This window comes from Nocardia grenadensis NBRC 108939 (assembly GCF_001613445.1).
In the GTDB taxonomy this organism is placed as follows: Bacteria; Actinomycetota; Actinomycetes; order Mycobacteriales; family Mycobacteriaceae; genus Nocardia; species Nocardia grenadensis.
Genome location: NZ_BDCJ01000018.1, coordinates 59,204 through 84,720, shown reverse-complemented (window position 1 = coordinate 84,720; position 25,517 = coordinate 59,204). Strand labels below are relative to the sequence as shown.

Annotated in this window: 24 protein-coding genes; 16 read left to right on the top strand and 8 right to left on the bottom strand. The window is 69.1% G+C overall.

All coding sequences use genetic code 11. The annotated features are described in order from the left end of the window. Window positions 1-104 precede the first annotated feature (104 nt). The 10 genes from NGR01S_RS19190 (at window position 105) to NGR01S_RS19145 (ending at window position 11,713) form a co-directional block, all read left to right on the top strand. A complete protein-coding gene (locus NGR01S_RS19190; RefSeq protein ID WP_030521323.1) occupies window positions 105-299 on the top strand; it encodes a ubiquitin-like protein Pup in 195 nt (64 codons plus the stop codon). After that, window positions 296-1,168, top strand: coding sequence for a proteasome subunit beta (prcB, locus tag NGR01S_RS19185; RefSeq protein ID WP_063038726.1), 873 nt, complete (start codon window positions 296-298; stop codon window positions 1,166-1,168). Before NGR01S_RS19190 ends, prcB begins: the two co-directional genes overlap by 4 nt. Then, complete coding sequence (prcA, locus tag NGR01S_RS19180; RefSeq protein ID WP_063038724.1) at window positions 1,165-1,917, top strand: proteasome subunit alpha; 753 nt, start codon at window positions 1,165-1,167, stop codon at window positions 1,915-1,917. Before prcB ends, prcA begins: the two co-directional genes overlap by 4 nt. A gap of 759 nt (window positions 1,918-2,676) precedes the next feature. Continuing rightward, entirely contained in the window at window positions 2,677-4,035 is a 1,359-nt protein-coding gene (gene pafA, locus NGR01S_RS19175; protein WP_218020796.1) for a Pup--protein ligase, read from the top strand. Window positions 4,036-4,531: 496 nt separating this feature from the next. Further along, window positions 4,532-5,527 (top strand): helix-turn-helix transcriptional regulator, encoded by a 996-nt coding sequence (locus NGR01S_RS19170; protein ID WP_157107337.1) that lies wholly within the window; start codon window positions 4,532-4,534, stop codon window positions 5,525-5,527. Next, a complete protein-coding gene (locus NGR01S_RS19165) occupies window positions 5,524-6,507 on the top strand; it encodes a helix-turn-helix transcriptional regulator (RefSeq protein WP_063038720.1) in 984 nt (327 codons plus the stop codon). The genes NGR01S_RS19170 and NGR01S_RS19165 overlap by 4 nt, the downstream gene beginning before the upstream one ends. A gap of 156 nt (window positions 6,508-6,663) precedes the next feature. After that, window positions 6,664-6,918: a Sec-independent protein translocase subunit TatA gene (tatA, locus tag NGR01S_RS19160; RefSeq protein WP_063038718.1), complete on the top strand. Its 255-nt coding sequence runs from the start codon at window positions 6,664-6,666 to the stop codon at window positions 6,916-6,918. A gap of 169 nt (window positions 6,919-7,087) precedes the next feature. Further along, window positions 7,088-8,056, top strand: coding sequence for a twin-arginine translocase subunit TatC (gene tatC / locus NGR01S_RS19155; RefSeq protein ID WP_063038716.1), 969 nt, complete (start codon window positions 7,088-7,090; stop codon window positions 8,054-8,056). A gap of 69 nt (window positions 8,057-8,125) precedes the next feature. After that, the gene (locus tag NGR01S_RS19150; protein ID WP_063038714.1) at window positions 8,126-10,825 is read left to right on the top strand and encodes a DEAD/DEAH box helicase; all 2,700 of its coding nucleotides are present in this window, start codon (window positions 8,126-8,128) and stop codon (window positions 10,823-10,825) included. A gap of 141 nt (window positions 10,826-10,966) precedes the next feature. After that, entirely contained in the window at window positions 10,967-11,713 is a 747-nt protein-coding gene (locus tag NGR01S_RS19145) for a DUF4333 domain-containing protein (RefSeq protein WP_063038976.1), read from the top strand. A 63-nt stretch (window positions 11,714-11,776) separates the two neighbouring features. Here NGR01S_RS19145 and NGR01S_RS19140 read toward each other — a convergent pair whose 3' ends face one another. Next, window positions 11,777-12,745 (bottom strand): 5'-3' exonuclease, encoded by a 969-nt coding sequence (locus NGR01S_RS19140; protein ID WP_063038712.1) that lies wholly within the window; start codon window positions 12,743-12,745, stop codon window positions 11,777-11,779. A gap of 71 nt (window positions 12,746-12,816) precedes the next feature. On the opposite strand from NGR01S_RS19140, the gene NGR01S_RS19135 reads away from it, so the two are divergent. After that, on the top strand, window positions 12,817-13,956 hold the full coding sequence (locus NGR01S_RS19135) for a M24 family metallopeptidase (protein ID WP_063038710.1): 1,140 nt from the start codon (window positions 12,817-12,819) through the stop codon (window positions 13,954-13,956). A gap of 184 nt (window positions 13,957-14,140) precedes the next feature. On the opposite strand, the gene NGR01S_RS19130 is transcribed toward NGR01S_RS19135, so the two are convergent. Then, window positions 14,141-15,034, bottom strand: a complete 894-nt coding sequence (locus tag NGR01S_RS19130; protein WP_063038709.1) for an NADP-dependent oxidoreductase — start codon at window positions 15,032-15,034, stop codon at window positions 14,141-14,143. 76 nt (window positions 15,035-15,110) lie between these two features. Here NGR01S_RS19130 and NGR01S_RS19125 point away from each other — a divergent pair, with 76 nt between their 5' ends. Then, on the top strand, window positions 15,111-15,695 hold the full coding sequence (locus tag NGR01S_RS19125; RefSeq protein ID WP_245664677.1) for a TetR/AcrR family transcriptional regulator: 585 nt from the start codon (window positions 15,111-15,113) through the stop codon (window positions 15,693-15,695). A gap of 114 nt (window positions 15,696-15,809) precedes the next feature. Here NGR01S_RS19125 and NGR01S_RS19120 read toward each other — a convergent pair whose 3' ends face one another. Further along, complete coding sequence (locus NGR01S_RS19120; protein ID WP_063038705.1) at window positions 15,810-16,214, bottom strand: PPOX class F420-dependent oxidoreductase; 405 nt, start codon at window positions 16,212-16,214, stop codon at window positions 15,810-15,812. Window positions 16,215-16,298: 84 nt separating this feature from the next. Here NGR01S_RS19120 and dprE2 point away from each other — a divergent pair, with 84 nt between their 5' ends. The 4 genes from dprE2 to NGR01S_RS19100 all read left to right on the top strand — a co-directional run bounded on the left by dprE2 (window position 16,299) and on the right by NGR01S_RS19100 (window position 19,815). Further along, window positions 16,299-17,063: a decaprenylphospho-beta-D-erythro-pentofuranosid-2-ulose 2-reductase gene (gene dprE2 / locus NGR01S_RS19115; protein ID WP_063038703.1), complete on the top strand. Its 765-nt coding sequence runs from the start codon at window positions 16,299-16,301 to the stop codon at window positions 17,061-17,063. Next, window positions 17,060-18,328 (top strand): bifunctional cobalt-precorrin-7 (C(5))-methyltransferase/cobalt-precorrin-6B (C(15))-methyltransferase, encoded by a 1,269-nt coding sequence (locus tag NGR01S_RS19110; protein ID WP_063038701.1) that lies wholly within the window; start codon window positions 17,060-17,062, stop codon window positions 18,326-18,328. The genes dprE2 and NGR01S_RS19110 overlap by 4 nt, the downstream gene beginning before the upstream one ends. A 93-nt stretch (window positions 18,329-18,421) precedes the next feature. Next, complete coding sequence (locus tag NGR01S_RS19105) at window positions 18,422-19,045, top strand: DUF8020 domain-containing protein (protein ID WP_063038699.1); 624 nt, start codon at window positions 18,422-18,424, stop codon at window positions 19,043-19,045. Beyond that, a complete protein-coding gene (locus NGR01S_RS19100) occupies window positions 19,042-19,815 on the top strand; it encodes a cobalt-precorrin-6A reductase (protein WP_063038975.1) in 774 nt (257 codons plus the stop codon). The genes NGR01S_RS19105 and NGR01S_RS19100 overlap by 4 nt, the downstream gene beginning before the upstream one ends. Window positions 19,816-19,985: 170 nt before the next feature. On the opposite strand, the gene NGR01S_RS19095 is transcribed toward NGR01S_RS19100, so the two are convergent. The 5 genes from NGR01S_RS19095 to NGR01S_RS19075 all read right to left on the bottom strand — a co-directional run bounded on the left by NGR01S_RS19095 (window position 19,986) and on the right by NGR01S_RS19075 (window position 25,515). Next, window positions 19,986-20,513, bottom strand: a complete 528-nt coding sequence (locus NGR01S_RS19095; RefSeq protein WP_063038697.1) for a PadR family transcriptional regulator — start codon at window positions 20,511-20,513, stop codon at window positions 19,986-19,988. Between the two features lie 57 nt (window positions 20,514-20,570). Continuing rightward, entirely contained in the window at window positions 20,571-22,145 is a 1,575-nt protein-coding gene (locus tag NGR01S_RS19090) for a precorrin-2 C(20)-methyltransferase (protein WP_063038695.1), read from the bottom strand. Next, window positions 22,142-22,777: a precorrin-8X methylmutase gene (locus NGR01S_RS19085; protein WP_063038693.1), complete on the bottom strand. Its 636-nt coding sequence runs from the start codon at window positions 22,775-22,777 to the stop codon at window positions 22,142-22,144. The genes NGR01S_RS19090 and NGR01S_RS19085 overlap by 4 nt, the downstream gene beginning before the upstream one ends. 550 nt (window positions 22,778-23,327) lie before the next feature. Beyond that, the gene (locus tag NGR01S_RS19080) at window positions 23,328-24,437 is read right to left on the bottom strand and encodes a 4Fe-4S binding protein (RefSeq protein ID WP_084481411.1); all 1,110 of its coding nucleotides are present in this window, start codon (window positions 24,435-24,437) and stop codon (window positions 23,328-23,330) included. Between the two features lie 67 nt (window positions 24,438-24,504). Beyond that, window positions 24,505-25,515, bottom strand: coding sequence for an SDR family NAD(P)-dependent oxidoreductase (locus NGR01S_RS19075; RefSeq protein WP_063038691.1), 1,011 nt, complete (start codon window positions 25,513-25,515; stop codon window positions 24,505-24,507). Window positions 25,516-25,517: the final 2 nt, after the last annotated feature.

Here is a 25,517-nt window from a genome sequence, read left to right as displayed (position 1 = left end):
TGTCGTCCCGGCTGGGTACTGTTGAAGAACGAGCACAGAGGTGCTCACGATTCGTCCGGTACGCGAGCGCGGCCGGTCGGTGGAAACAGAGGAGGTCGGCTGCGATGGCACAAGAGCAGACCAAACGCGCCGGGGGCGGCGACGATGACGAAGGCGTCGACGGCGTAGACGCCGCGGGTCAGGAGCGGCGCGAGAAGCTGGCGGAGGACACCGACGACCTGCTCGACGAGATCGACGATGTGCTCGAAGAGAACGCCGAAGACTTCGTTCGTGCCTACGTGCAGAAAGGTGGCCAGTGACCGCAGGTGACCCCTTGCGTCTCCAACTGGGGTACGCCCTCTCGTCCTTTTCCGAACATCTGCGTCAACATGCCCCGGATCTCTTGCCGGGAAGCGGATTCGACGCCCTGAGCCAGCCCACCGCCGCCGGAAACCCCGGCGGCGGTGCCGCGGGGGATATCGCACCGCACGGCACCACCGTGGTGGCGGTGTCCTATCGCGGCGGTGTCCTGATCGCCGGTGACCGGCGCTCCACCCAGGGCAATCTGCTGGCGGGCCGCGATGTGGAGAAGGTCCATATCACCGATACCTACTCGGCGACCGGTATCGCCGGGACCGTGGGCATGGCCATCGAACTGGTCCGCCTGTTCGCGGTGGAGCTCGAGCACTACGAGAAGATCGAAGGTGTTTCCCTCACTTTCGACGGCAAGGCCAACAAACTGTCGAAGATGGTGCGCGACAACCTGCCGGCCGCCATGCAGGGCCTGGCGGTGGTGCCGCTGCTGGTCGGCTACGACCAGCAGGCCACCGATCCGGACCGGGCCGGGCGCATCGTCTCCTACGATGTGGTGGGCGGGCGCAGCGAGGAGCGGTTCGGATTCACCGCCGTCGGGTCCGGCTCCATGTTCGCGCGGACCTCGCTGAAGAAGCTGTACGCCAAGGGGATCGACGCCGATCGCGCCCTCCGTATCGCGGTCGAGGCCCTGGTGGACGCCGCCGATGACGATACCGCCACCGGCGGGCCGGATCTGCTGCGGGGGATCTATCCGACCGCGATCCTGATCGATGACGAGGGCGCCGTCGAGGTGGCCGAATCCCGGCTCGAGGAGATCGCGCGCGGTATCGCCGCCGACCGTCAGGCCGCAGAGGAAGGGAGCGCCCGGGCATGACCCTGCCGCTGTATGCATCCGCCGAGCAGATCATGCGCGACAAGACCGAGCTCGCGCGCAAAGGTATCGCCCGGGGCCGCAGTGTCGTGGTGCTCGCCTACGACAAGGGTGTGGTGTTCGTGGCGGAGAATCCGTCGGCGACCCTGCACAAGGTCAGCGAACTCTACGACCGGACCGGTTTCGCCGCCGTCGGCAAGTACAACGAATTCGAGAACCTGCGCCGGGGCGGCATCCTGCAGGCCGATCTGCGCGGCTACCAGTACGACCGCCGCGATGTCACCGGCCGAGCGCTGGCCAACGCCTACGCCCAGACGCTGGGCTCGATATTCACCGATCAGCTCAAACCCTACGAGGTGGAGATCTGCGTCGCCGAGGTGAGCTATTCGGACCAGGAACCCGAATCGGTCCTCTACCGGATCACCTTCGACGGATCGATCGTCGACGAGCGTGAATACGTGGTGATGGGCGGTACCACCGAACCCATCGTCAGCGCGCTCAAAGAGTCCTACCGGCGGGGGCTGGACCTGGCCGGGGCGATCCGGGTCGCGGTGGAGGCGTTGCAGTCCAGCGAGGGCGCGGACAAGGACAAGCGTGCCCTCGGCGTCGGCACGCTGGAGGTCGCCACCCTGGAACAGGCACGGCCGCGGCGGGCGTTCCGCCGGATCGGCCGCGCCTCCCTCGAAGAGCTGCTCGGCTCGGCGGGTGAGGCCGGCTCGGCGGAGCCGGAAACCGGCGGCAAGCCGGACTGAACAGGCCGGCTCCGCGCCGGACGAGAATCCACGGGTCGCGCACCGACAACGGTGCGCGACCCGCTTTCGTGCCGTGCGATGTGCGGTTGGCCGTCCATAGATCGGCGACCATTGAGCACTTACAGTGTTGTGCGCCTGCTCAGGCTGGTCATGACGTAGCCCGCACCCACCTTCTGTCTACTCCCGACGGTTGGCGTCCTGGTCGGGGCCTGTGCCCCGACTCGGAGGCACAGAGCGAAGGAGTGAGCGCGCGGCCTGCCGTCCATGGATCGGTGACCGTTGGGCACTTACAGTGCTGTGCGCCTCTTCGGGCCGGTCCAGGTGCACGGCAGCGTGCGCCTTCTGTCTGTTTCGGATGGTCGGCGTTCGTGGTCGGGGCCCGCCCCCGGTTCTGGAGCGACGGGAGCGAGGGAGCGCAGCGACTGAGTGTGTGTGCAGTCGACCGTCCATGGATCGGTGACCGTTGGGCACTTACAGTGCTGTGCGCCTCTTCGGGCCGGTCCAGGTGCACGGCAGCGTGCGCCTTCTGTCTGTTTCGGATGGTCGGCGTTCGTGGTCGGGGCCCCGCCCCCGATTCTGGACCGACGGAGCGAAGGAGCGCAGCGACTGAGCGGAGGAGGGAAGAATCGGGGTCACAGGGCCCCGACCCGCCCCGCCGGAGGCGGGGCCGATAAACACAGCCCAATCGTTGCCAAGCCGTATACATCGGGTTTTGCGCACTGACCCGCAGGAATCCGTCCGCGCTGTAACCTCGATAGTGTGCAGCGACGAATTATGGGGATCGAGACCGAATTCGGTGTGACGTGCACCTTTCACGGACACCGCCGGCTCAGTCCCGACGAGGTGGCCCGGTATCTGTTCCGCCGGGTGGTTTCCTGGGGGCGCAGCTCCAATGTGTTCCTGCGAAACGGCGCCCGGCTCTACCTCGACGTCGGTTCGCATCCGGAGTACGCCACCGCCGAATGCGACAGCCTGGTCCAGCTGGTCACTCATGACCGGGCCGGGGAGCGAGTACTGGAGGAGTTGCTCATCGACGCCGAGCAGCGCCTCGCGGAGGAGGGGATCGGCGGGGACATATACCTGTTCAAGAACAACACCGATTCGGCGGGCAACTCCTACGGCTGCCACGAGAACTTCCTGGTGGTGCGGGCCGGCGAGTTCTCCCGGATCTCCGACGTGCTGCTGCCGTTCCTGGTGACCCGGCAGCTGATCTGCGGGGCCGGCAAGGTGCTGCAGACGCCGAAGGCGGCCACGTTCTGCCTGTCGCAGCGGGCCGAGCACATCTGGGAGGGCGTCTCCTCGGCGACCACCCGCTCGCGTCCGATCATCAACACCCGGGACGAGCCGCATGCCGACGCGGAGAAGTATCGGCGTCTGCACGTGATCGTGGGCGATTCCAATATGGCCGAGACGACCACCATGCTCAAGGTCGGCACCGCCGCCCTGGTGCTGGAGATGATCGAGGCCGGGGTGTCGTTCCGCGATTTCGCGCTCGACAATCCCATCCGGGCCATCCGGGAGGTCAGTCACGACCTCACCGGCCGCCGCCCGGTGCGGCTGGCGGGTGGCCGGCAGGCCAGCGCCCTGGATATCCAGCGCGAGTACTACGCCCGCGCCGTGGAGCATCTACGCAATCGGGACCGTGATCCGCAGGTCGATCAGGTGGTCGATTTGTGGGGCCGCACCCTGGACGCGGTGGAGTCGCAGGATTTCGCCAAGGTCGACACCGAGATCGACTGGGTGATCAAGCGCAAACTGTTCCAGCGCTACCAGGACCGCTACAACATGGAGCTGTCCGATCCCAAGATCGCCCAGCTGGATCTGGCCTACCACGACATCAAACGTGGCCGCGGCGTCTTCGACCTGCTGCAGCGCAAGGGTCTGGCCAAGCGGATCACCGAGGACGACGCGGTCGACGCCGCGGTCGACACCCCACCGCAGACCACCCGGGCGAAACTGCGCGGTGATTTCATCACCGCCGCCCAGGCGGCCGGCCGGGACTTCACGGTCGATTGGGTCCATCTCAAGCTGAACGACCAGGCCCAGCGCACCGTGCTGTGCAAGGACCCGTTCCGCTCGGTGGACGAGCGAGTGGACCGTTTGATCGCCTCGATGTAGTGCGCGTCGCCTGGGGCCGGTCAGGCTGTGGTCCGGCCGGTCCCAGGCGCGTGTTCTCCGCCTGTCCGCTTCGCGCCGAGGTACCGGGCGAGCCTCCGGAAGTCACTCGTTCGCGAAGGCGAAGGTGGTGGGCTCACTCGCGAAGGTGCTGTGTTTATTGCGGCGCCTGCGGCGCCGCGGGGTCGAGGACCCTTCGGTCCCGCCGTTCGTGAAAGCGATCAGACACCAGGTCGGCCGGGCGGTCGAGTCGGCATCCGGCCAGGACTTCGAATGCCGACGTAACCCGCATGTGTCGAGCCTTACGAGATATTTCGACGGGTTGAGGCCCGTCTCGCCCCTTGGCCGAAGGTGCTCAACAGTTGCACTCTGTGGACGGCTCACCGCACATCGCATGAGCCGAAGGCTCGAGTCTCGAAGCCGAAACGGCGAGACCAAGGGGGCGGCAACCCCGCGACGCCGCAGGCGGCGCCAATAGACACTGCATTATTCTGCTCGGGTGGCGATATCCAAGGTCGAGCGCCTGATGAATCTGGTCATCGCGCTGCTGTCGACTCGGCAGTTCCTGACTGCGGAGCGTATCCGGGAGAGTGTCGCGGGCTATGAGGACTGTGCCAGCGACGAGGCATTCAGCCGGATGTTCGAGCGGGACAAGAACGAGCTCCGGGATCTGGGCATACCTCTCGAGGTGGGCCCGTCCGGTCGTTTTTCGACGGTGGAGGGTTACCGGATCAACCGGGATGCCTATGAGCTGCCGGATATCGATCTGACCAGTGAGGAGTCGGCGGCGGTGGCGGTGGCTCTGCAGATGTGGGAGTCGCCGGAGCTGGCGGCGGCCGCGGCGGGGGCACTGCTGAAATTGCGGGCGGGAGGTGTGCACGTAGAGACCGATACCGCGTTCGCGGCGATTCCGGCGGTGCCGGCGCGGACGCGCGGGTCGGAGCCGGTGCTGGGTAAGTTACTGGCGGCGATCGATGCCGGGCAGGCAGTGCGGTTCGAGCATCGTGGGGCCAGTAATGCGCCGTTTTTGATGCGGGATGTGGAGCCGTGGGGGGTGGTGACGTGGCGGGGGCGCTGGTATCTGGTGGGGCACGACCGCGACCGGGATGCGGTGCGGACGTTCCGGTTGTCCCGGATCGGGGAGGAGATCGCCGCGTACGGGCCGCGTAATGCCGTGCATCCGCCCGCCGGGACCGATCTGCGGGAAATCGTGACCAGGGTGACCGGTAGTGCTCCGGTCACCGGGTCGGCCACGATCTGGGTGGCGCAGGGCCGAGGCCGGGATCTGCGCCGGATCGGCGAGGTGGTGGGTAGCCGGACCGTCGGTGACCGGCCGGGCAGTGTGCTGGAGGTGCCGATCCGGTCGCAGCACTGGCTGGCCCGGTTGATCACGGGGTTGGGTGCCGATGCGCTGGTGCTCGAACCGGCGGAGTTGCGGGCCGATGTGGTGGCGCGGTTGCGTTCGGTGATCGACCGGACGGAGGTGGCGTTGTGAGCACGCGGTTGTCGGCGCGGCTGTCGCGGCTGTTGAATATGGTCCCGTATTTCGTGGCCAATCCGGGGATCAGTGCGGCCGAGGCCGCGGCCGATCTGGGGGTCACGACCAAGCAGTTGATGGCCGATCTGAATCAGTTGTGGATGTGCGGGCTGCCCGGCTACGGTCCCGGTGACCTGATAGATCTGTCCTTTTCGGAGGAGAGTGTGCAGGTCACGTTTACCGCGGGTATCGAGCGGCCGTTGCGGCTGACCTCGATCGAGGCCACGGCGGTGCTGGTGGCGTTGCGGTCGATCGTCGATCTGCCGGGCATGGTGGATCCGACCGCCGCCCATTCGGCCATCGCGAAGCTCGAGGCGGCGATCTCCGGTGCGGCGCCGGCCGAGGACACGGGGGGCGTGCCGGGCGGCGGACTTCCCGCCGAGGCTCCGGCGGTGACCACGGTGCGGTCCGCGGTGGCGGCGCGCCGGGCGCTGCGACTGGAGTACTACTCGGCGAGCCGCGATGTGGTGTCGGACCGGGTAGTCGATCCCATTCGGATCGTGGCCGTCGACGACAACAGCTATCTGCAGGCGTGGTGCCGGCAGGCCGAGGGCGTGCGACTGTTCCGATTCGACCGCATCGAATCGGCGGCCGAGCTCGACGAACCGGCCCGCCCGCCGCGGGAGGCGCGCGATACGGAGGCGGGGCTGGATCTGTTCCAGGACGATCCCGCGGTCCCGTTGGCCCGGCTGCTGATCGCCGCCGATCACGGCTGGGTACTGGACCAGTACCCGATGCACCGGGTAGCGGTGCACGTCGACGGGAGTATCGAGGCGACCATGCGTTTCGCCACACTGGACTGGATGGCGCGCTTGGCGCTCGGGTTCGGACCCGGGGTGACGGTGCTGGGCCCGCCCGATCTGGTGGCGGCGGTCCGGGACCGCTCCGATGCCGCACTGGCGGCATATGCGGCCGCGGGGCTCGACGAGTCCACCTGACAACCGGCGGCCTCCGCGCGCGCCCGCGACCACCGGATGCGGCGGTGAACGGCGGTCTACCGGCGGGTGACGTGCGGGCATCTGCCCAGGTTGCGTTCGATGCGGCTGTCTGGGCAGGTAGCATCGGGAAGACCACAGTCTTGGGAGGTAACCACAATGGGCAGTCTGAGCATCTGGCACTGGCTGATCATCGCGGCGCTGTTCGTGGTGTTCTTCGGCGCGAAGCGGATGCCCGACGCGGCCCGCAGTCTCGGCCGGTCGCTGCGCATCTTCAAGAGCGAAGTGAGCGAGATGCACAACGACGGCAAGCCCGCGAGCACCGCGTCCGCGCAGCCCGCTCCGGAACTGCCGGCCGGCCGGGAGGCGGCGCCGCCGGTCACGGAGACGCGGAGCGAGTCGAAAACGCTCTGAGCCCGTATTCGCGGGTCCGGGTGGTACACCCGGACCCCGATACGACGCTGTCGACCCGGCGCTGCCGACCGGGCCCTGACCGAAAACCGGGCGGAGTATCGCCGGGGCACCGGGCAGCGCCGCAGGCCGAGCGGAGCGAGGCACGCTGATACGAGGGCATCCACACACCATGCGAATTCCGTTCGACCCCCGGCACAGCAAGCGCCGGACCAATCCCGATGGCACCATGTCCCTGGTCGACCATCTGCGGGAGTTGCGCACCCGGCTGTTGATCTCGTTGGCGGCCGTGCTGGTCACCACGATCGTGGGTTTCCTCTGGTACGCGCATTCGTTTTTCGGGCTGGAGAGCCTCGGCGAGATCCTGCGCGGTCCCTACTGTTCGCTACCCGATTCGGCGCGTGCCTCGCTGACTCCCGGCGGTGAGTGCCGCCTGCTGGCCACGGCGCCGTTCGAGCAGTTCATGCTCCGGTTGAAGGTCGGCCTGACCGCCGGTGTGGTGCTGGCCTGCCCGGTCTGGCTGTATCAGGCGTGGGCGTTCATCACGCCGGGTCTGTATCCGAAGGAACGCAGGTACGCGGTCGGTTTTGTGGTGACCGGCTCGTTGCTGTTCGTCGGCGGCGCGGTGCTGGCCTACTGGGTCATCTCGCACGCGCTGAGTTTCCTGCTCAGTATCGGCGACAATGTGCAGATCACCGCGCTGAGCGGTTCCCAGTACTTCAGTTTCATCATCCAGCTGCTGGTCATCTTCGGTGTCAGTTTCGAAACCCCCCTGCTGATCGTGGGTCTCAACCTGATCGGGGTGCTGCCGTACGAGAAGCTGAAGGCATGGCGGCGCGGCATCATCTTCGGCCTGTTCGTGTTCGCGGCGATCGTCACCCCGCAGGATCCGTTCTCCATGCTGGCGCTGGCGCTGGCACTGACGGTGCTGTTCGAGTTCGCGGTGCAGTTCGCCCGGTTCAACGACCGGCGCCGGGCCCGGATCGAGGAGCAGCAGCTGGGCGCGCTCGACGACGAGGAGGCCTCGCGGATCGAGGCGCCGAACGCGGTCGATCCGGCGACGCCTATTCCGTCGGCCGATACGGTGCCCGCCCCGGAGCGGCCCGGCCGGACGACCACGGACTATTCGGACACACTCTGACCGCTGCGGGCCCGTCCCCGGGAGTTATCGGCGCGACCGGTGTCGGATTCCTCGATTAGTCTCGGAGCCGTGACACCGAACGCGTCGCTGACCGCCGAATTGTCCCGGTTCGCCGCCCAGCTGCCATTCGAGCTGGACCCCTTCCAGCGCCAGGCCTGTACCGCCCTCGAGGAGGGGCACGGGGTACTCGTTTGCGCGCCGACCGGCGCCGGGAAGACCGTCGTCGGCGAATTCGCGGTGCATCTGGCATTGGCATCGGGCGGGAAATGCTTTTACACCACGCCCATCAAGGCGCTGTCGAACCAGAAGTTCGCCGATCTCACCGAACGGTACGGCCGCGATCTGGTGGGTCTGCTCACCGGCGATCAGTCGATCAATGCCGATGCCCCGGTCGTGGTGATGACCACCGAGGTGCTGCGGAATATGATCTACGCCTCGTCCGACGCGTTGCGCTCCCTGTCCCATGTGGTGATGGACGAGGTGCACTACCTGGCCGACCGGTTCCGCGGCGCGGTTTGGGAAGAGGTGATCCTGCATCTGCCGCCGGAGGTGCGGCTGGTGAGCCTGTCGGCCACGGTGTCCAATGCCGAGGAGTTCGGCGCCTGGATGGAGACCGTGCGTGGTAATACCGCCGTGGTGGTGGACGAGACCCGGCCGGTGCCGCTGTGGCAGCACGTGATGGTCGGGCGCCGGATGTTCGACCTGTTCGACAGCGAATCCTCCGATCAGCGGGTACTGGTCGATTCGGATCTGGTCCGCTACATCAAACAGCGGGAGAGCGCCGACCGGATGGAGGGCTGGGGTGGTCCGCGCGGGCGCGGCGGGCCGCGGCGGTTCTTCCGGCCGCTGCCGCGGCCCGAGGTTCTGGCCCGGCTCGACGAAGAGGGCCTGCTGCCCGCCATCACCTTCATCTTCAGCCGGGCCGGCTGTGACGGCGCGCTGGCCCAGTGCCTGCGGTCCGGGCTGGATCTGAGTGGCGCGGCGGATCCGGAGGTGGTCGACGCGATCATCGACAAGCACACCGGCGAACTGCCGCGCGCCGATCTCGAGGTGCTCGGGTTCTGGGAGTGGCGGGAGGCGCTGCACCGCGGGCTGGCCGCCCATCACGCCGGAATGCTGCCCGCGTTCCGGCACACCGTCGAGGAACTGTTCGTCAAGGGCTTGGTCCGGGCGGTATTCGCGACCGAGACGCTGGCGCTGGGGATCAATATGCCCGCGCGCACGGTGGTGCTCGAACGGCTGGTGAAGTTCAACGGCGAGACCCACGCCGAACTGACTCCGGGGGAGTACACCCAGCTCACCGGCCGGGCCGGTCGGCGCGGGATCGACGTGGAGGGCCACGCGGTCGTGCTGTGGCAGCCCGAGGTCGATACCAGCGCGGTCGCCGGTCTGGCCTCGACCCGCACCTATCCGCTGCGCAGTTCCTTCAAACCCGGCTACAACATGTCGATCAACCTCATCGATCGGCTCGGTGCCGAGGAGGCGCGGCTGCTGCTGGAGCGTTCCTTCGCCCAATTCCAGGCCGACCGGTCGGTGGTCGGCCTGGTCCGCGGTATCGAACGCAATGAGGGCCAGTTGCGTAAACTCGCCGCCCAACTCGGCGGCGAGGACGGGGAATTCCTGGAGTACATCGGCCTGCGGGAACGGATCAAACAGCGGGAACGCCACCTCAACCAGCAGACCCGTACCGATCGGCGCACCGCCGGTGTCGCCGCGCTGACCGAATTGCGCCGCGGTGATGTGGTCGCCATCGGTGCCGGGCGCCGGGCGGGGCTGGCCGTGATCCTGGAACCCGACGCCACCCCCGGCGATCCGCGCCCGCTGGTGCTCACCGAGGACAAATGGGCGGGACGGGTGTCGGTGGCCGATTTCCCGGTGCCGGCCCAGCCGCTGGGCCGGATGCGGCTGCCGCGCCGGGTGGACCATCGCACCGCGCGCACCCGCCGCGATCTCGCCTCGGCGCTGCGTAGCACCGGGATTACCGCACCGCATCGGCCGCGCCGGGACAAGCGGGCCGCGGGTGCCGACGATCCCGAACTGGGCGCCCTGCGCCGGGCGCTGCGCGCCCATCCCGCCCATACCCGGCCGGACCGGGAGCAGCTGGCCCGGATCGGGGAGCGCTACAACCGGGTGGCGCGGGAGACCGAGTCGATGCGGCAGAAGGTCGCGACGACTACGAATTCGCTGGCCCGTACCTTCGACCGGATTGTCGGGCTGCTGGAGGAACGCGGTTTCGTGCACGAGGGGGAGGTCACCGCGGACGGGCGGCGGCTGGCCCGTATCTACGCGGAAAGCGATCTGCTCGTGGCCGAATGTCTGCGGCAGGGGCTGTGGCGCGGACTCGGCGCGGCCGAGCTGGCGGCCGTGGTGTCGATTCTGGTGTACGAATCACGTTCGGAGGGAGGCTATCTCGGTGCCACCGGGCCGACCGCGCCGATCCGGCGCGCGGTCGCCGACACCCTCGCCGAATGGTCACGGTTGCGTATCGACGAATCCGAGCACCGGCTGGCCCCCAGTCGCGAACCGGATCTCGGGTTCGTGGGCGGTATCTACAAATGGGCGCGCGGTGACGCACTGGCGGATTCACTGCTGGCCAGTGGTGATCAGGGCACACCGCTGTCGGCCGGGGATTTCGTGCGCTGGTGCCGGCAGGTGATCGACCTGCTCGATCAGATCCACACCACCGCAGACGATACCGAGGTCGCGGCCACCGCGGCCAAGGCCGTCCGGGCGATCCGGCGTGGTGTCGTCGCGGTGGACGCGGCATGAGAGAGGCGGTAGCGGAGCACAACCACGCAGGGCCCTCGCTCATGGTTCGGTAGGCACAGCGTGAGACCATCGATTGTGATTTGATTTCTACCGCACGCGGGGGGCTACCGTGTGTTGGACAATGCGAGTGGAGGCAACCAGATGAGCGGGCCGTACGGACCGAACGACGCCCCGGGCACCGGGGAGGGACGTAACGATCCCACCCAGGTCTGGGGTGGGCAGCAGCCGCCCGGCGCGGCGCCGCAGTGGGGGAACCAGCCGCCCGCGCAGCATCCGGTGCCCGATCCGCAGCAGGCGCAGCCCACCCAGCAGTGGGGTAGCGACCCGGGCGGTCAGCAGTGGCAGCCCGCCCCGCCGCAGCAACAGTGGAGCCAGCCGCAACCGCAACCGCAGCCGCAGCAGTGGAACGACCCCAATCAGCAGCAGTGGGGGCAGCAGCCGCAGTGGGGCGACCCGAATCAACAGCAGCCGCAGTGGAGTGACCCGAATCAGCAGCAGTGGGGGCAGCAGCCGCAGCAGCAGTGGGGTCAGCCGAATCAGCAGCAGTGGGGGCAGCAGCCGCAGCAGTCGGGCGGTGGTAAGAAAACCGGTCTCATCATCGGCGTGGCCGTGCTGGTGGTGGTACTCGTGGTCGGTGCGGTCGTCGGCATTCTGACCCTCACCGCCAAGGACCAGCTGGATCAGGCCGCCGTGCAGACGGGCGTGGCGCAGGTCCTCGCGGATTCCTACGGTATCGACGATGTCAAGGATGTCCAGTGCCCCGCGGGCCAGGAGGTCGCGGTGGACGCCACGTTCACCTGTGATCTGAAGGTCGGCGGCGAAGCCAAGAAGGTCAACATCAAGATCACCAAGGACGACGGCACCTACGAGGTCGGCCGCCCGAGCTGATCGCCTTGTCGGACGAACCCGCCGGACGCTGCCCTCCGGCGGGTTTTCGCTGTCCCGGACCGGTCAGGCGCAGTTCGCCAGCGCGGTGATCAACCGCTCGACCGGGCTCTCCGCGTTGTAGGCACGGGCGAGTTCCCGCAGCGCGTCGGTATCGGCCGGAATGGGGTGCAGGGTGTCGGGCCGGGACAGGATCACATCGGCGTCGCGTACCACCCGCACCACCGGTGCCGCCGCGTCGAGATAGCCGGCGGCCGTGCGCAGTTTGGTCCGGATGCCCTGGGCCAGCTCGGCCGCGGGATCGTCGACCGCCGCCCGCAGCGCCTCGAGCGAACCGAACCTGCTGATCAGGGTGGCGGCGGTCTTCTCGCCGATCCCCGCGGCGCCCGGGAGCCCGTCCGAGGAATCCCCGCGCAGCGTCGCCATATCCGCGTAGGCCGGTCCCGCGTTCTGCTCCGGGACATTGTATTTCGCGGCGACCTCGGCCGGCCCGAACAATTCGGCCTTGGCCAGCCCGCGGCCCGCGTACAGCACCCGCACCGGCGGTTCGGGGGTATCGCGGACCAATTGCAGCAGGTCCCGGTCGCCGCTGACCACGATCACCGGATCGGTGAGTTCGGTGGAGGCCAGGGTGCCCAGCACATCGTCGGCTTCCAGGCCCTCCGCACCGCCGGTGGCGATCCCGGCGGCGGCCAGCAGCTCGAGAATCATGTCGACCTGCGGGGTGAGCCGGTCCGGTACTTCCTCGGCGCCCGGTGCGGCCGTGGCGGAGGTGTCGAGACGATGGGCCTTATAGGTGGGCACCAGATCCACTCTGAACTTCGGCCGCCAGTCCAGGTCCAGGCACACCACGAGCCGGGCGGGGCGATGCCTGGTGACGAGGGACGCGACCATATCGGTGAACCCCCGCAGGGCGTTCACCGACCGGCCGTCGGACGCGGTGATCTTGTCCGGGATCGCGTAGAAGGCCCGGAACCACAGACTCGCGCCGTCCAGCAGCAGCAGGGGACGCGGCGTGGGTTCGGTCGTAGTCACCCGGTGAATCTACAAGGACCCACCGACGTATCCGATGTGCCGCCCCCCGGGTGCGAGGTAGGTTCGAGGTCATGAGCGCGCACACGGAGTCACGGTTCGCGGCGGAGGTCTACGGGCAGCGATTGGAGCGGGCGGTCCAGTTGATCCGCGACGCCCATCTCGACGCCCTGCTCATCACCCCCGGCCCGGACCTGCGGTACCTCATCGGATCGGCGGCCCAATCGTTCGAACGGCTGACCTGTCTGGTGATCACCTCCGACAAGGCCACCCCCTCGGTGGTGATCCCCAAACTCGAGGTGTCGGGGCTGGCGGAGTCCGCGGTGGACGAACTCGGCCTGCGGGTGCTGGACTGGGTGGACGGGGTGGATCCGTACCAGCTGGTGCGGTCGGCCCTGCATATCGGCTCCCGGGTCGCGGTGGCCGATTCCATGCCCGCGCTGCATCTGCTGCCGCTGGCGCATAGTTTCAGCGGGCTCCCGGTGTCGGCGACCCCGGTACTGCGCGAATTGCGCATGATCAAGGACGACGCCGAGATCGCGGCGCTGCGCCGGGCGGGCGCGGCCATCGACCGCGTACACGCGCGGATGGGTGAGTTCCTGCGGGTCGGGCGGACCGAAGCCGAGGTCGGAAGGGATATCACCGACGCCATCGTGGCCGAGGGGCATACCGAGGCCGCGTTCGTGATCGTGGGTAGCGGGCCCAACGGAGCGAACCCGCACCACGAGGTGTCGGAGCGCCGCATCGAGGCCGGTGACGTGGTGGTGATCGATATCGGCGGCCCGGTGGATCCCGGTTACTACTCCGATTCCACCCGGACCTATGTGCTGGGCGAACCCGATCCGGAGATCGCCGCGCGCTGCGCCGAACTGGAACGCGCCCAGGCCGCCGCGGTGGCCGCCGTGCGGCCCGGTGTCCGGGCCGAGGCCGTGGACGCGGCCGCCCGCGAGCCGTTGGAAGCCGCCGGGTTCGGGCCCGCGTTCGTGCACCGGACCGGGCACGGTATCGGCCTGTCGGTGCACGAGGAGCCCTATATCGTCGCGGGCAACGACCTGGAACTGCGCCCGGGTATGGCGTTCAGTATCGAACCCGGGATCTACTATCCGGGCGAATGGGGCGCCCGGATCGAGGACATCGTGGTCGTCACCGAGGACGGCTGCGTTGCGATGAACGAGCGTCCGCACGGACTGACGGTGCTACCGGCCGACAGCTAGAGGTACTGACCATGGACGTCGGCGGCGGGTAGGGTCTCGAAACTCGTGGCCGAATCTCGGAGTGTTCGGCCACGGCTCGGCCGAGCGGCCACGAGTTTCGCGATCCGGCTCCGTTCGCCGACCGGTCGGTGGCCGGTCTTCGCCGGCAATGTTCCGTGGCAGGGGGATCGATCGGGCGACCTGCTCAGATGACTATGACCCGGCGGCCGCGCGTGTGACCGGCTCGGCTGTCGATGTGTGCGGCCGCGGCTTCGGCGAGCGTGTACGACTTTTCCACCGGGATGTGAAGATTTCCTTCGGAGATGAGTTCGGCGGCCGCGGCGAGAGCGGTCGACATACTCCCGGCCACCCCGGAGAATCGGACACCGAACTCCGGCGCGCTGAGATCGGCGATGGAGACCACCTTCTGTGGATTCCCGACCAGTTCGACAAGTTCAGGGATTACGCCCGAGCCGGCCAGGTCGAGAGCCGCGTCGACCCGCCCGAACTGCCGAACGCGCTCGACCCAGCCTTCGCCGTATGTCGTGGCAACAGCCCCCAGACTCCGTAGATAGTCCTGGTTGGCTGCCCCGCCCGTGGCGATCACGGCGATACCTCGGCCCCGGGCGATCTGCAGCACCGCGGACCCTACGCCCCCGGCCCCGCCGCTGACCAGCAATCTCTGCCCGGGCTCCACACCGACCTGGCCGATGATCCGCAGTGCGGTCTCGACCACCGAGGGATACCCTGCCGCCTCTTCGAACGTCAGGCCTTCGGGCATATGGGCCCACACCGAAAGCACGGCGAACTCGGCATAAGTGCTCGAGCCTTCGCCGAACACGTGATCGCCGATCTCGACACCGTCGATGCCCGCACCGATCTCGTCCACCACCCCGGCGGCATCCAGCCCGACGCCGGACGGCAGTTCGACCGGATGGGCCCCGAGGATCTGGCCTTCCCGAATCCGCCAATCGGCAGGGTTCACACCCGCCGCTCGCACAGCGATGCGCACCTGACCCGGGCCTGGGTGGGGTGCTTCGGCATCGACGAGTTCGAGTACGTCCGGACCGCCGAATTCGGCGAAGATCACTTGCTTCATGCGAGCGACGTTAACACTAACAGCTACATTTTTGAATCTGGTATCTTATTGTTTCTGATAGTGTCAAGAAGTGACCATGCCGTCCGGACGCCGTGCGCGTAAGAAGGCCGCGACCCGCCAGAAGATCGCCGACACCGCTCTACGACTGTTCCTGGAACGCGGATATGACGCAGTGGGCATCCGTGATGTGGCCGCCGCGGCGGACGTGGCCGTAACCACTCTCTTTTCCCACTTCGCCTCGAAAGAGGCCCTGGTGTTCGAGCAGGACGAGAACTTCGAGCAAAGCCTCACACAGGCGGTCGTCGCCCGGACGCCGCATGAGCCGCTCATCCCCGCGCTGCGCCGCGAGATCCGAGCCCAGGTGCGATACTGCACCGCGGCGGACGGCGGCGCGCAAATCTGGAACTTGATCGACGAATCGCCCAACCTGCGCAAATACGAGGAGTCGATGAGGCTGCGCCACGCTGAGTCGCTGGCAACCGCCATCGCCGCCGACCTCGGGCTGGCACGGCCGACAACGGCTTGTCGGGCGATCGCGAGGTTTGTGATCGACGCCCATTCACTGGCCCGTGCGGCGGCCGATCCAGAGGCCGCGGTGGACGAGATCTTCCGGATGATCGAGGCGGCTTGGGAAACCACCGACCCCTCTCGGCATACGTGAGGGATGCTACTCGACGCAACCGAGATCCTTACCGTGACCCCGGCCTCATGAGGGAATGCCACTGACTCGACGCAGACACCCACGTCACGCAAGGCAACTGCGTAGCTATAGCTTTCAGGCCTCGCGCAACCGGGCCCCACACAGCACCCGCTGGACCTCGATGGCCAGCACCACCCGGGTCGGGTTCTCCCGCGGCACCCGGTAGCGCTCGGCGTAACGCCGTTCGGCGTCCCGGACCGCGGCCGGGTCGTCGAGGACAACCGCCGGACCCTCCAGAGTCAGCCAGCGGGCACCGTCCACCTGGCCGACGGCGGCATAGCCCGATCGCCGGACGTTTCGGGCCTTCACCGAGGCGCCGTCGGTGATGATCCGGGCCAATCCGGCGTCGGGGTCCCAGGTGAAGCCCACCGGTACCATATGCGGGGTGCCGTCGGCCCGCAGAGTCGTGAGGGTCGCCAGATGCCGTTCGGTGAGGAACTCGACGGCCGCCGGGGACAATTCGGCAGTACGCAGCGTCATGGATCGACCGTAGCGGGTCGCCGCGCGCGCCCGGCACGTCTCCCGGTTCCGCGCACCGCCGCGTGCGGATGACAGACTGAGCGCATGGTTGTGCGTCGAACACGAGGGATCGACCCGGGCACGGTGCTGGTGCTGGGTGGACGCAGTGAGATCGGGCTGCAGGTGGCACTGCGGCTCGCGCCCGGGCGGGCGGTGGTGCTGGCCGCGCGGCGCTGCGAGGATCTGGACGCCGAGACCGCGGCGCTCACCGCCGCCGGCGCGACCGCGGTGCATCCGGTGGAATTCGACGCCGACGACACCGCGAGCCATCCCGCCCTGCTCGGCAAGATCGCCGCCGACTACGGACCGATCGGGGTCGCGGTACTGGCCTTCGGGGTGCTGGGCGAACAGTCCCGCGCCGAGGCCGACCCCGCCCACGCGCTGGCGGTGGTGCACACCGACTACACCGCCCAGCTCAGCGTGCTGACCATCCTGGCCAACGAGATGCGGTCCAGGGGCAGCGGTCAGCTGGTGGTGTTCAGTTCGGTGGCCGGGGTCCGGGTGCGGCGCGCGAACTACGTCTACGGATCCGCCAAGGCCGGATTGGACGGGTTCGCCTCCGGGCTCGCCGATGCGCTGCACGGGAGCGGGGTGCAATTGCTGCTGGCGCGGCCGGGCTTCGTGGTGGGCAAGATGACCGAGGGGATGACCCCGGCCCCGTTCTCCAGCACGCCGGACCAGGTGGCCGCCGCGGTGGTGACCGCGCTGGGCCGCCGCTCGGCTCGGGTCTGGATTCCGGGGATCCTGCGCCCGGTGTTCTTCGGCATGCGCCTGCTGCCGCAGGCCGTCTGGCGGCGGCTGCCCCGGTGACCGCCGACCCCGCGCTCTCCTGGGCGGGGCCCCCGATTCCGGTGGTGGGTATCGGCGCCGACGGCTGGGCGGGGCTGCCCGACCGTTCCCGGCAGATGCTGCGCGACTGCGCGGTACTGTTCGGTTCGGCGCGGCAGCTGGCGCTGCTCCCCGATGAGGTGACCGCGCGGCGGGAAGCGTGGCCGTCGCCGCTGGTCCCCGCGCTGCCCGGGCTGCTGGCCGAGTATCGCGACACCCGCCTCGGGATTCTCGCCAGCGGCGACCCCATGTTCTACGGAATCGGTGTCACCCTCGCCCGGTTGCTCGGGCCCGGCGCGCTGCGGGTGTTCCCGCAACCGTCGGCGGCCTCGCTGGCGTGTGCCCGGCTGGGCTGGCCGGTGGCCGAGGTGGGGATCGTCAGCGCGGTCGGCCGGCCGGTGGAGCGGTTGCTGCCCGACCTGACCGACGGGCGGCGGTTCCTCGTGCTCAGCGCCGACGCCGGTACCCCGGAGCGGATCGCGGAGTTGCTGCGCCGCCACGGGTTCGGTCCCTCCGCGCTGACCGTGCTGGAGCAGCTGGGCGGGCCCGCCGAGCGATCGGTGTCCGGTACCGCCGCCACCTGGCGGGAGCCCGCGGGCGACCCCCTCAATATCGTCGCCGTCACCGCGGCGGGTGAGCCCGGGCGTACCCGCCTCACCCGGCTGCCCGGCCTGCCCGACGATGCGTACGGCGGGGACGGCCAGCTCACCAAGACCGAGATCCGGGCGCTCACCCTGGCGGCGCTCGCCCCCGGACCCGGGGAGACGCTGTGGGATATCGGCGGCGGTTCGGGCAGTATCGCCATCGAATGGTGCCGCACCGATCCCACCTGCCACGCGATCACATTCGAGATCCTGGCGCGGCGCCGGGCGCAGATCGCCGCCAATGCCGTCACGCTCGGCGTCCCCGGAATCGAGGTGCGCGGCGAGGCGGTGGCCGAACTCGCCGGGGACGCGGTGGCCGGCCATCCCGACGCCATCTTCCTCGGCGGCGGACTCACCACGCCCGCGCTGTTCGAGCACTGCTGGTCCCGATTGCCCGTCGGCGGCCGGCTGGTGGCGAACGCGGTGACCGCGGAATCGGAGGCGTTGCTCCTGGACTGGTCCGCGGCGCACGGCGGCGGGCTGCGCCGCTTCCAGGTGTACCGCGGGGAACCGCTGGGGCGCTTCACCACGTGGCGGCCCCAGTTGCCGGTGACCCAATGGTCGGTGGTGAAAGGGCGCGCCGGCAGGACTTCCCCTATGTGACAACACGAATGGACGAATCGGGCATCGGGAGTAAGGTCACGGGGGTTCCTAGCGCGGGTCACGACGGATTCGCGCGCGACGGGGAGATCGATAGTGAAATACAAGAAGTTCGCCGCGACCGCGATCATGGCGGCGGCGGCCACGGGTATCGCCGCGGGCACGGGTTACGCGGCGCCCGCACCGACGGCGCCCGCTGTCGAGCAGCAGCAGAACGCGGTTCCGGAGGTTACCGGTCACGATCGCGGCGTCGACTACACCCTGACGCTGGCCGAGGCCGGAAAATCACTGGTCACGACGGTGTCGGGCGGTGCGTTCAGCCTGGACGCCGCCAATGACGCGGTGGTACTGAGCAACGCCGCCGGGGAGCGCCTGACCAGTATCCCGCTGACCCAGACCACCGACGGACAGGTCGTCGCCGTCGCCGCCACCATCGATGAGGGCGACAGCCGGCTGACATTGACCCCGCGGGCCACCCCGGTCGCGGGTGCGCCGTCGCAGGCGCAGTTCATCGGGGCCCAGCAGTGGTTCATGACCGAACTGCAGGCGGCCTCGCTGGGTGCGGCCGTGGGCGCGGCGATCGGCGCTGCCGTCGGCCTCCTGTTCCTGGGGGTCGGATTCATCCCGGGCGCGATCATCGGCGCGGGTATCGGGCTCGCCGTCGCCGGCGGCCCGCCGCTGCTGGATTCGGCCATCGCCTACTTCAGCGGCCAGCCCTGAGAATTCTGCTACTGGGCGGCACCGGGGAAGCCCGGGAACTCGCCCGACTGCTTACCGGCGAGCGGGAACACGAGATCGTGTCCTCGCTCGCCGGTCGGGTCTCCGCGCCGATCCGGCCCGTCGGCGAGGTGCGGGTCGGCGGCTTCGGTGGCGCCGACGGGCTGCGCGATTGGCTGGCGGACAATCGGATGGAACTCGTCATCGACGCCACCCACCCCTTCGCCGGGGTGATCACCGCCAATGCCGCGCAGGCCACCGCGCGACTCGGGCTGCCCATGATCCGGTTGAGCCGTCCGGGCTGGACCGCCGGCCCCGGCGACCGCTGGTACCGGGTCCCCGACCTGGCCGCCGCCGCGGACACCGCCGCCGGACTGGGGGACCGGGTCCTACTCACTATCGGCCGTCAGGGGGTGGCGGCCTTCGCCGGCCATACCCGGCCCTGGTATCTGATCCGAGCCATCGACCCGCCCACGGACCAACTTCCCCCGCGGCACGAAATACTCTTGGCCCGCGGGCCTTTCACCGTGTCCGACGAATCGGAGTTGTTGACCCGGCACCGGATCGATGTCGTGGTCACCAAGGACAGCGGAGGTACGGCGACCGCCGCGAAGCTCACCGCCGCGCGTATCGCCGGTATTCCGGTGGTGGTCGTGGACCGGCCGACCCTGCCGTCCGGGGTCACGGTGGTGACCACCGTCGACGAGGCGCGGGAAGTGCTGTCCGCGTGGGTCGCCGCGGGCCGCAGTGGGCGGCCGGGCGGAAGGCGCTGATCGATTTCGGATTCCACTTCCGGGCGCTACCCGGCCGGACTGCTCCGCGTGCTCGGCGGTATCCGCACACAGGCGCTGTTCGGCGGGCACCGCAGTCGCCCGGAACGGCCCGGGACCGGCTGCCGATCACGGGTTGCCGCGAAGAGCCGCGCGAGATCGATAGTGCGCCTTCAGGAGCCGAGCAGGTCGGGTAGGCGGTCGAACCAGTGCAGGACCGCGCGCTCGTATCCGATACCGAATTCCAGTGTCGCCCGGGAATGCGGGGACAGGTCCGGGCCCGCTTCCTCGGCGCGGTAACGGTCCAGCCTTTCCTGGTGGATCTTACGAGCGTTGTCGATGATCGAGGCCAGATGCGCAGGCTCGATATGACCCCCGAAATGCAGGGTGAGCAGCAGCGGGAACCGGATGGTTTCCGGGCTGGGATCGCGCGCGATCCACTCGGCGAATTCGGCGCGGCCGGCCTCGGTGATGTGGTACGGAGTGCGTTCGCGGGCACCGGTTTCGCCCTTGACCACCAGGCCCGCCGAGTCCATGCTGGCGAGTTCCCGATAGACCTGGCTCTGGGTGATGGTCCAGAAATCGCCGATCCGGTCCTGGGCCAGCGTCACCAGATCCCAGCCCGACATAGGACCCTCGTGCAGAAAACCCAGAAGTGAGGCGGCCGTGGAGTTCAGCGGCCGCTTCTGTTTGCCGTTCACCGCATTGTCCTTCCACCGAGACTATTCCATAGTGGAATGCTATCGGATGGGGGGCGCTCAGGCGTTGTAGCGTCGCGCGGTGTAGACCCGCGGTGCCCCGGTGCCGTCGACCACCGCGGTGGTGGAGGCGCCGATGATCAGCAGCGTCCGCATATCGACCTCGGCGGGTTCCAGTTCACCCAGCGGCACCACCCGCACCGATTCGCCCGGGCCACCCACATCGCGGCCGAGAACCACCGGGGTGTCCGGCGCGCGGTGCGCGAGCAGGATGTCCTTCATTGCCCCCACCTGCCAGGTGCGTTTGCTCGAGGCGGGGTTGTAGACGGCGATGGCCATATCGGCCGCGGCCACCGCCGCCAGGCGCCGGGCCACCACGTCCCACGGTTTGAGGCGGTCGGACAGGGAGATCGTGGCGTAGTCGTGCCCGAGCGGGGCACCGACGCGGCTCGCCACCGCGTTCGCCGCCGTCATTCCGGGCAGGACCCGCACCGGCACCCCCGCCCACTGCGGGTCCGCGGATTCTTCCAGGACGGCCGCCGCCATCGCGAAAACGCCCGGGTCGCCCGAGGACACCACGGCGACCCGGCCGCCGCGGCGGGCCAGGTCCAGGGCCATGGCGGCGCGTTCGGATTCGACCCGGTTGTCGCTGCTGTGCCGCCGTTGACCGGGGCGGGCCGGGACGCGGTCGATATAGGTGGTGTAGCCGACGAGGTCGGTGGCGACGGCGAGCGCGGCGGATACCTCCGGTGTGGTCCATTGCGTATCGCCCGGGCCCAGGCCGACGACCACCACCTCCCCGACGCCCGGCGCGCAACTGGACGCGGTGCCTTCGGCCACCGGGGTGCGCACCGCGCGGGTCGCCGGCTCGGCGGCCGCCGGATCCCGGCGGGCGGGGACCGGGGTGGTCGGTTCGGGGCCCGGGACGATGGTGATAGCGAAATACGGGACCTGGGCGTCGTCCACCTCCCCGGCGGGAAGCACTCGCTCGCGTCCGGTGCTGGCCCGTTCGATGTAGTAGGCACGGTCGAGGCGGCCGGAGTCGGCGAGCGCCTTGCGGACGCCCGGGTAGGTGCGACCGAGTTTCATGATCGCGGCGGCGTCGCTGTCGGCGAGGCGGCGGGTCAGTTCGTCGGTGGGCAGGGTGGCGGGCAGTATCGTCAGTACCTGCTCACCCTCCACCAGGGGAGTGGCCAGTGCCGCCGACGCGGCGCTCACCGAGGTGATCCCGGGGACGATCTCCGCCTCGAACCGGTCCGCCAGCCGCCGGTGCATATGCATATAGGAGCTGTAGAACAGCGGGTCCCCGGCGGCCAGCAGCGCCACCGACCGGCCCGCCGCCAGATGCGCGGCCAGCCGTTCGGCCGCCGTGGCGTAGAACTCGTCGATCGCGCCCTGGTAACCGCCGGGATGATCGGTGGTCTCGGTGGTGACCGGATAGATGAGGTGTTCCTCGAGCTGGCCCGGCCGCATATACGGTTCGGCGATCCCGCGCGAGATACTGCGGCCGTGCCGGGCACTGTGGAATGCGATGACATCGGCCTCGGCGATCACGCGGGCCGCCTTCACCGTCACCAGTTCCGGATCGCCCGGGCCCAGGCCGACCCCCCACAGTTTTCCCGTAGCCACCGTCATTCCAGTTCGCTCGCAATCGCATTCAGGGCGGACGCGGTGATGGCGCTGCCACCGCGCCGCCCGCGCACCGTCAGATACTCTACGCCCGTGCCCGCGGCGAGCGCGTCCTTCGATTCGGCCGCGCCGACGAAGCCCACCGGGATACCGAGTACGGCGGCCGGTTTCGGTGCCCCCGCCGCGATCATGTCCAGCAGGTGGAACAGAGCGGTCGGCGCATTACCGATCGCCACCACCGCGCCGTCGAGCCGCTCCCGCCACAACTCCAGTGCCGCCGCCGACCGGGTGGTCCCGAGCTCGGTGGCCAGCTTCGGCACCCTGGGGTCACGCAGTAGGCACAGCACCTCGTTGTCCGCGGGCAGCCGGGTCCGGGTGACTCCCGAGGCCACCATGTTCGCATCGCACAGAATCGGCGCGCCGGCGCGCAGTGCGGCCCGCGCCGCGGCCACCACTCCCGGGGTGAACAGCACGTCGCCGGCCAGGTCGACCTGGCCGCAACCGTGGATCATCCGCACCACGACCTGCGCGATATCGGCCGGGAAGCGGTCCAGTTCGGCCTCGGCTCGGATGATCGCGAACGACCGGCGGTAGATCTCGGCCGCGTCGGTGACGTAGCTGGTGCGCGTGTCGGGCATGCGGACACCCTATGCCGGGCCGGGCGCACCGGGCCGGTGTGGGTGGGCCTCGGTCACCGGGGTGCCCGGGTGACCGCCGGCCACCGCCCACCAGCGGCCGACGATCTCCTGCCCGGTGTGGTGCGGCCAGGAGATATCGGGGACGACCAGCCCCGGCCGGGGTCGTCGAAGGAGACCGTGAACAGACCGGTGCCGGGATAGTCGCTCCAGCGCTGCCGCCCTCGCTCCGAGGGACGTGTCCACGTTTGTTCCCGGGTGCTGTCGTTGTCGATATCGGTGGCGAAGGTGGAGTCGCGTCGCGGATCGCGCGCCTGAAGGACCGGACGTAGTAGATGAGGTCATTGTCCTGGGCGTATTCCACGGCCGGTGCGCCGCCGTTGTTCAGGACGTCGAGATCGGCGCAGGGCGCCCTGGTAGCCGGTATCGGCCGGGGGCCGGCAGCAGGCCGGGTATCCGGCGAATATCGCCCCCGCGGCCGACGTCACGCCTCGACCTCCTGCGGACAACGCTACCGGAGCGGCACCCGTCTCACCGGGGGAGCGGGCCGGGCTTACGCGGTCCCACCGGCGCCACCCCGCGGGCGCGGGCCGATCTGGTCGAGCAGATCGTTGACCTCGTCCGGGAAACCATTGGTGACCTGCTGCGGTGTCTTGTTCGGGAAGCGGCGCGCGACATGCTCTTCGGCCGCCGAACCGGGGAGCACGTACACGGGTTCGGTCTTGCTCTGCAGCGGCCGGACCACCTCGTCGAGATGGGCTCGGCGATCGTCGAGGTAGGCACCGATCACATCCTCGCCGGCCGGGCACACGGCCATGCAGTAGCCGGCCTTGTAGTTCGGTTTGAACGACAGGCTCTGCCACATCGAGAACGATTCCCCGGTGGTGACCCGCTGCCGGTACTCGTCCCGATCGGCACTGTCGGCGACCGTTTCCGCCCAATCGGTGAAGCCGCCCATGAATTCCCGGTAGTTGTGCGTGTAGCACGCCTGGAAATCGAAACCCCCGCCCGGGGTGATCGCGCCCACCGGGCAGGCGGAGACACACAGTTTGCATTCGAGGCAGGGATTGAAATCCAGCGGCGCGCTCGGGGTATCGATCACCGCGTCGGTGACCACGGTGCCGAGCAGGATGAAATTGCCGAACCGGGGGTGGATCACATTGCGGTGAATGCCCATGACCCCCAGCCCGGCGGCCTCGGCGACCACCTTGTGCGCGATCACCCATATACGCCCGGGAAACTGCTGCACTTCCATCGGATATCCCGGCGCGGGATAGACCGCGCGATAACCGGCGTCCTGGAGTGCCCGGGTGATCCGGCGGGATACCGCGTTGGTCTCGTCGTCCGCGTGATTGAACTCGGTATTGGCGAGACTGCGCTGCGTGCTGCGCAGATTATCCCGGTTCATCCGCACACAGAACGAGACGAAAGTGCGTGCGGCGGGCAGGATCGCCCGGGCGTGCTCGAGTTCGTCGGCGACCCGGGGGTCGGTGACGGCGACGAACCCCATATCGTCGGCGCCGGCCGTGCGGCAGATCTCGCGGAGCCGGTCGGCGGCGAGGACCGGGTCGGGTTTCTCGCGCTCCCGACCGGCCATCCGCCGGACGGTCGGATGCTGTGCCAGCCGCCGCGGGGCGGCCGGTTCGTGCTCGGTATCCGGCATCGGGACTCCTTACTCGCGACGAGATCCACGCGGGCTCACTGTGAACGACGGCGTGGGCGAGCGGAATTCATCGGCCGCCGTGCCACCGGCCCGGCCGGCGGGCGGGTGGGCGGCAGGACGGATGCAAGGGCACTTCCGCCGCGTCGAGGCAGTACTCCCACAGCGACAGGAGGTGGCCCTCGGTATAGCGGGTGTGGCGCAGGTAGTGTTCGTCACGGATACGCCGGTCGTGCCAGAAATGGCCCGACAGCGGCGCCGGGGTAGTGGTTGCCAGCCAGACCGCGGTATCGGCGCCCTCGGCGGCGGTGCGCATCGCCGGGCGCAGCGCGGAACTGAAACGGGGGAGCGCGGCGGTGATCCCCGGTGTGGCGACCCAGCCCGGATGCATACTGTGCACGCTCACCCCGTGATCGGCGAGACGCCCGTCCAGCAGCGGCCCGAACGCCACCTGCATCCGTTTGGTGCGGGCATAGGCGGTGGCGCCCCGGTATGCGCCGTGGCGATACTGCGGATCCCGGAACGGCAGCGGCTGGGTGTACATCCCACCGGAGGCCACGAAGATGACACGGGCGTCGCCGGAGCCGGCGAGCAGCGGGGCGAGGCGGTCGGTGAGGCGTAACGGGCCGAGGACATGGGTGGCCAGGGTCAGTTCGTGCCCGGCGGAGTTCTCGGTGCGGTCGCCGGGCAGGACGCCCGCATTGTGGACGAGCACATCCAGCGCCTCGTGGCGTGCGTGCAGGGCCCGAGCGCAGGCATCGATACTGCCGGGTTCGGCGATATCGCATATCTCCAGTTCCACCTGCGCCCCGGGGACGGCGTCGCGGATCTCCCGGCGGGCCCGCTCGCCGCGGCCCGCGTCCCGGACCGCGAGCACGGTGCGCGCGCCCAGGCCCGCGAAGCGGGTGGCGATCGATTTCCCGATTCCCGAATTCGCGCCGGTGACCAGGACGGTTCGCCCGCGCAGAGCGTCGGTGGCCGGATCGTCCCGGGTCCAGGAGACCTTGCGCAGGTGGTAGCCGAGGCGGGTGTAGCCGGGCACTATCGTCCGGTCGAGCAGAGCGTCGACTGTACGGATCATCG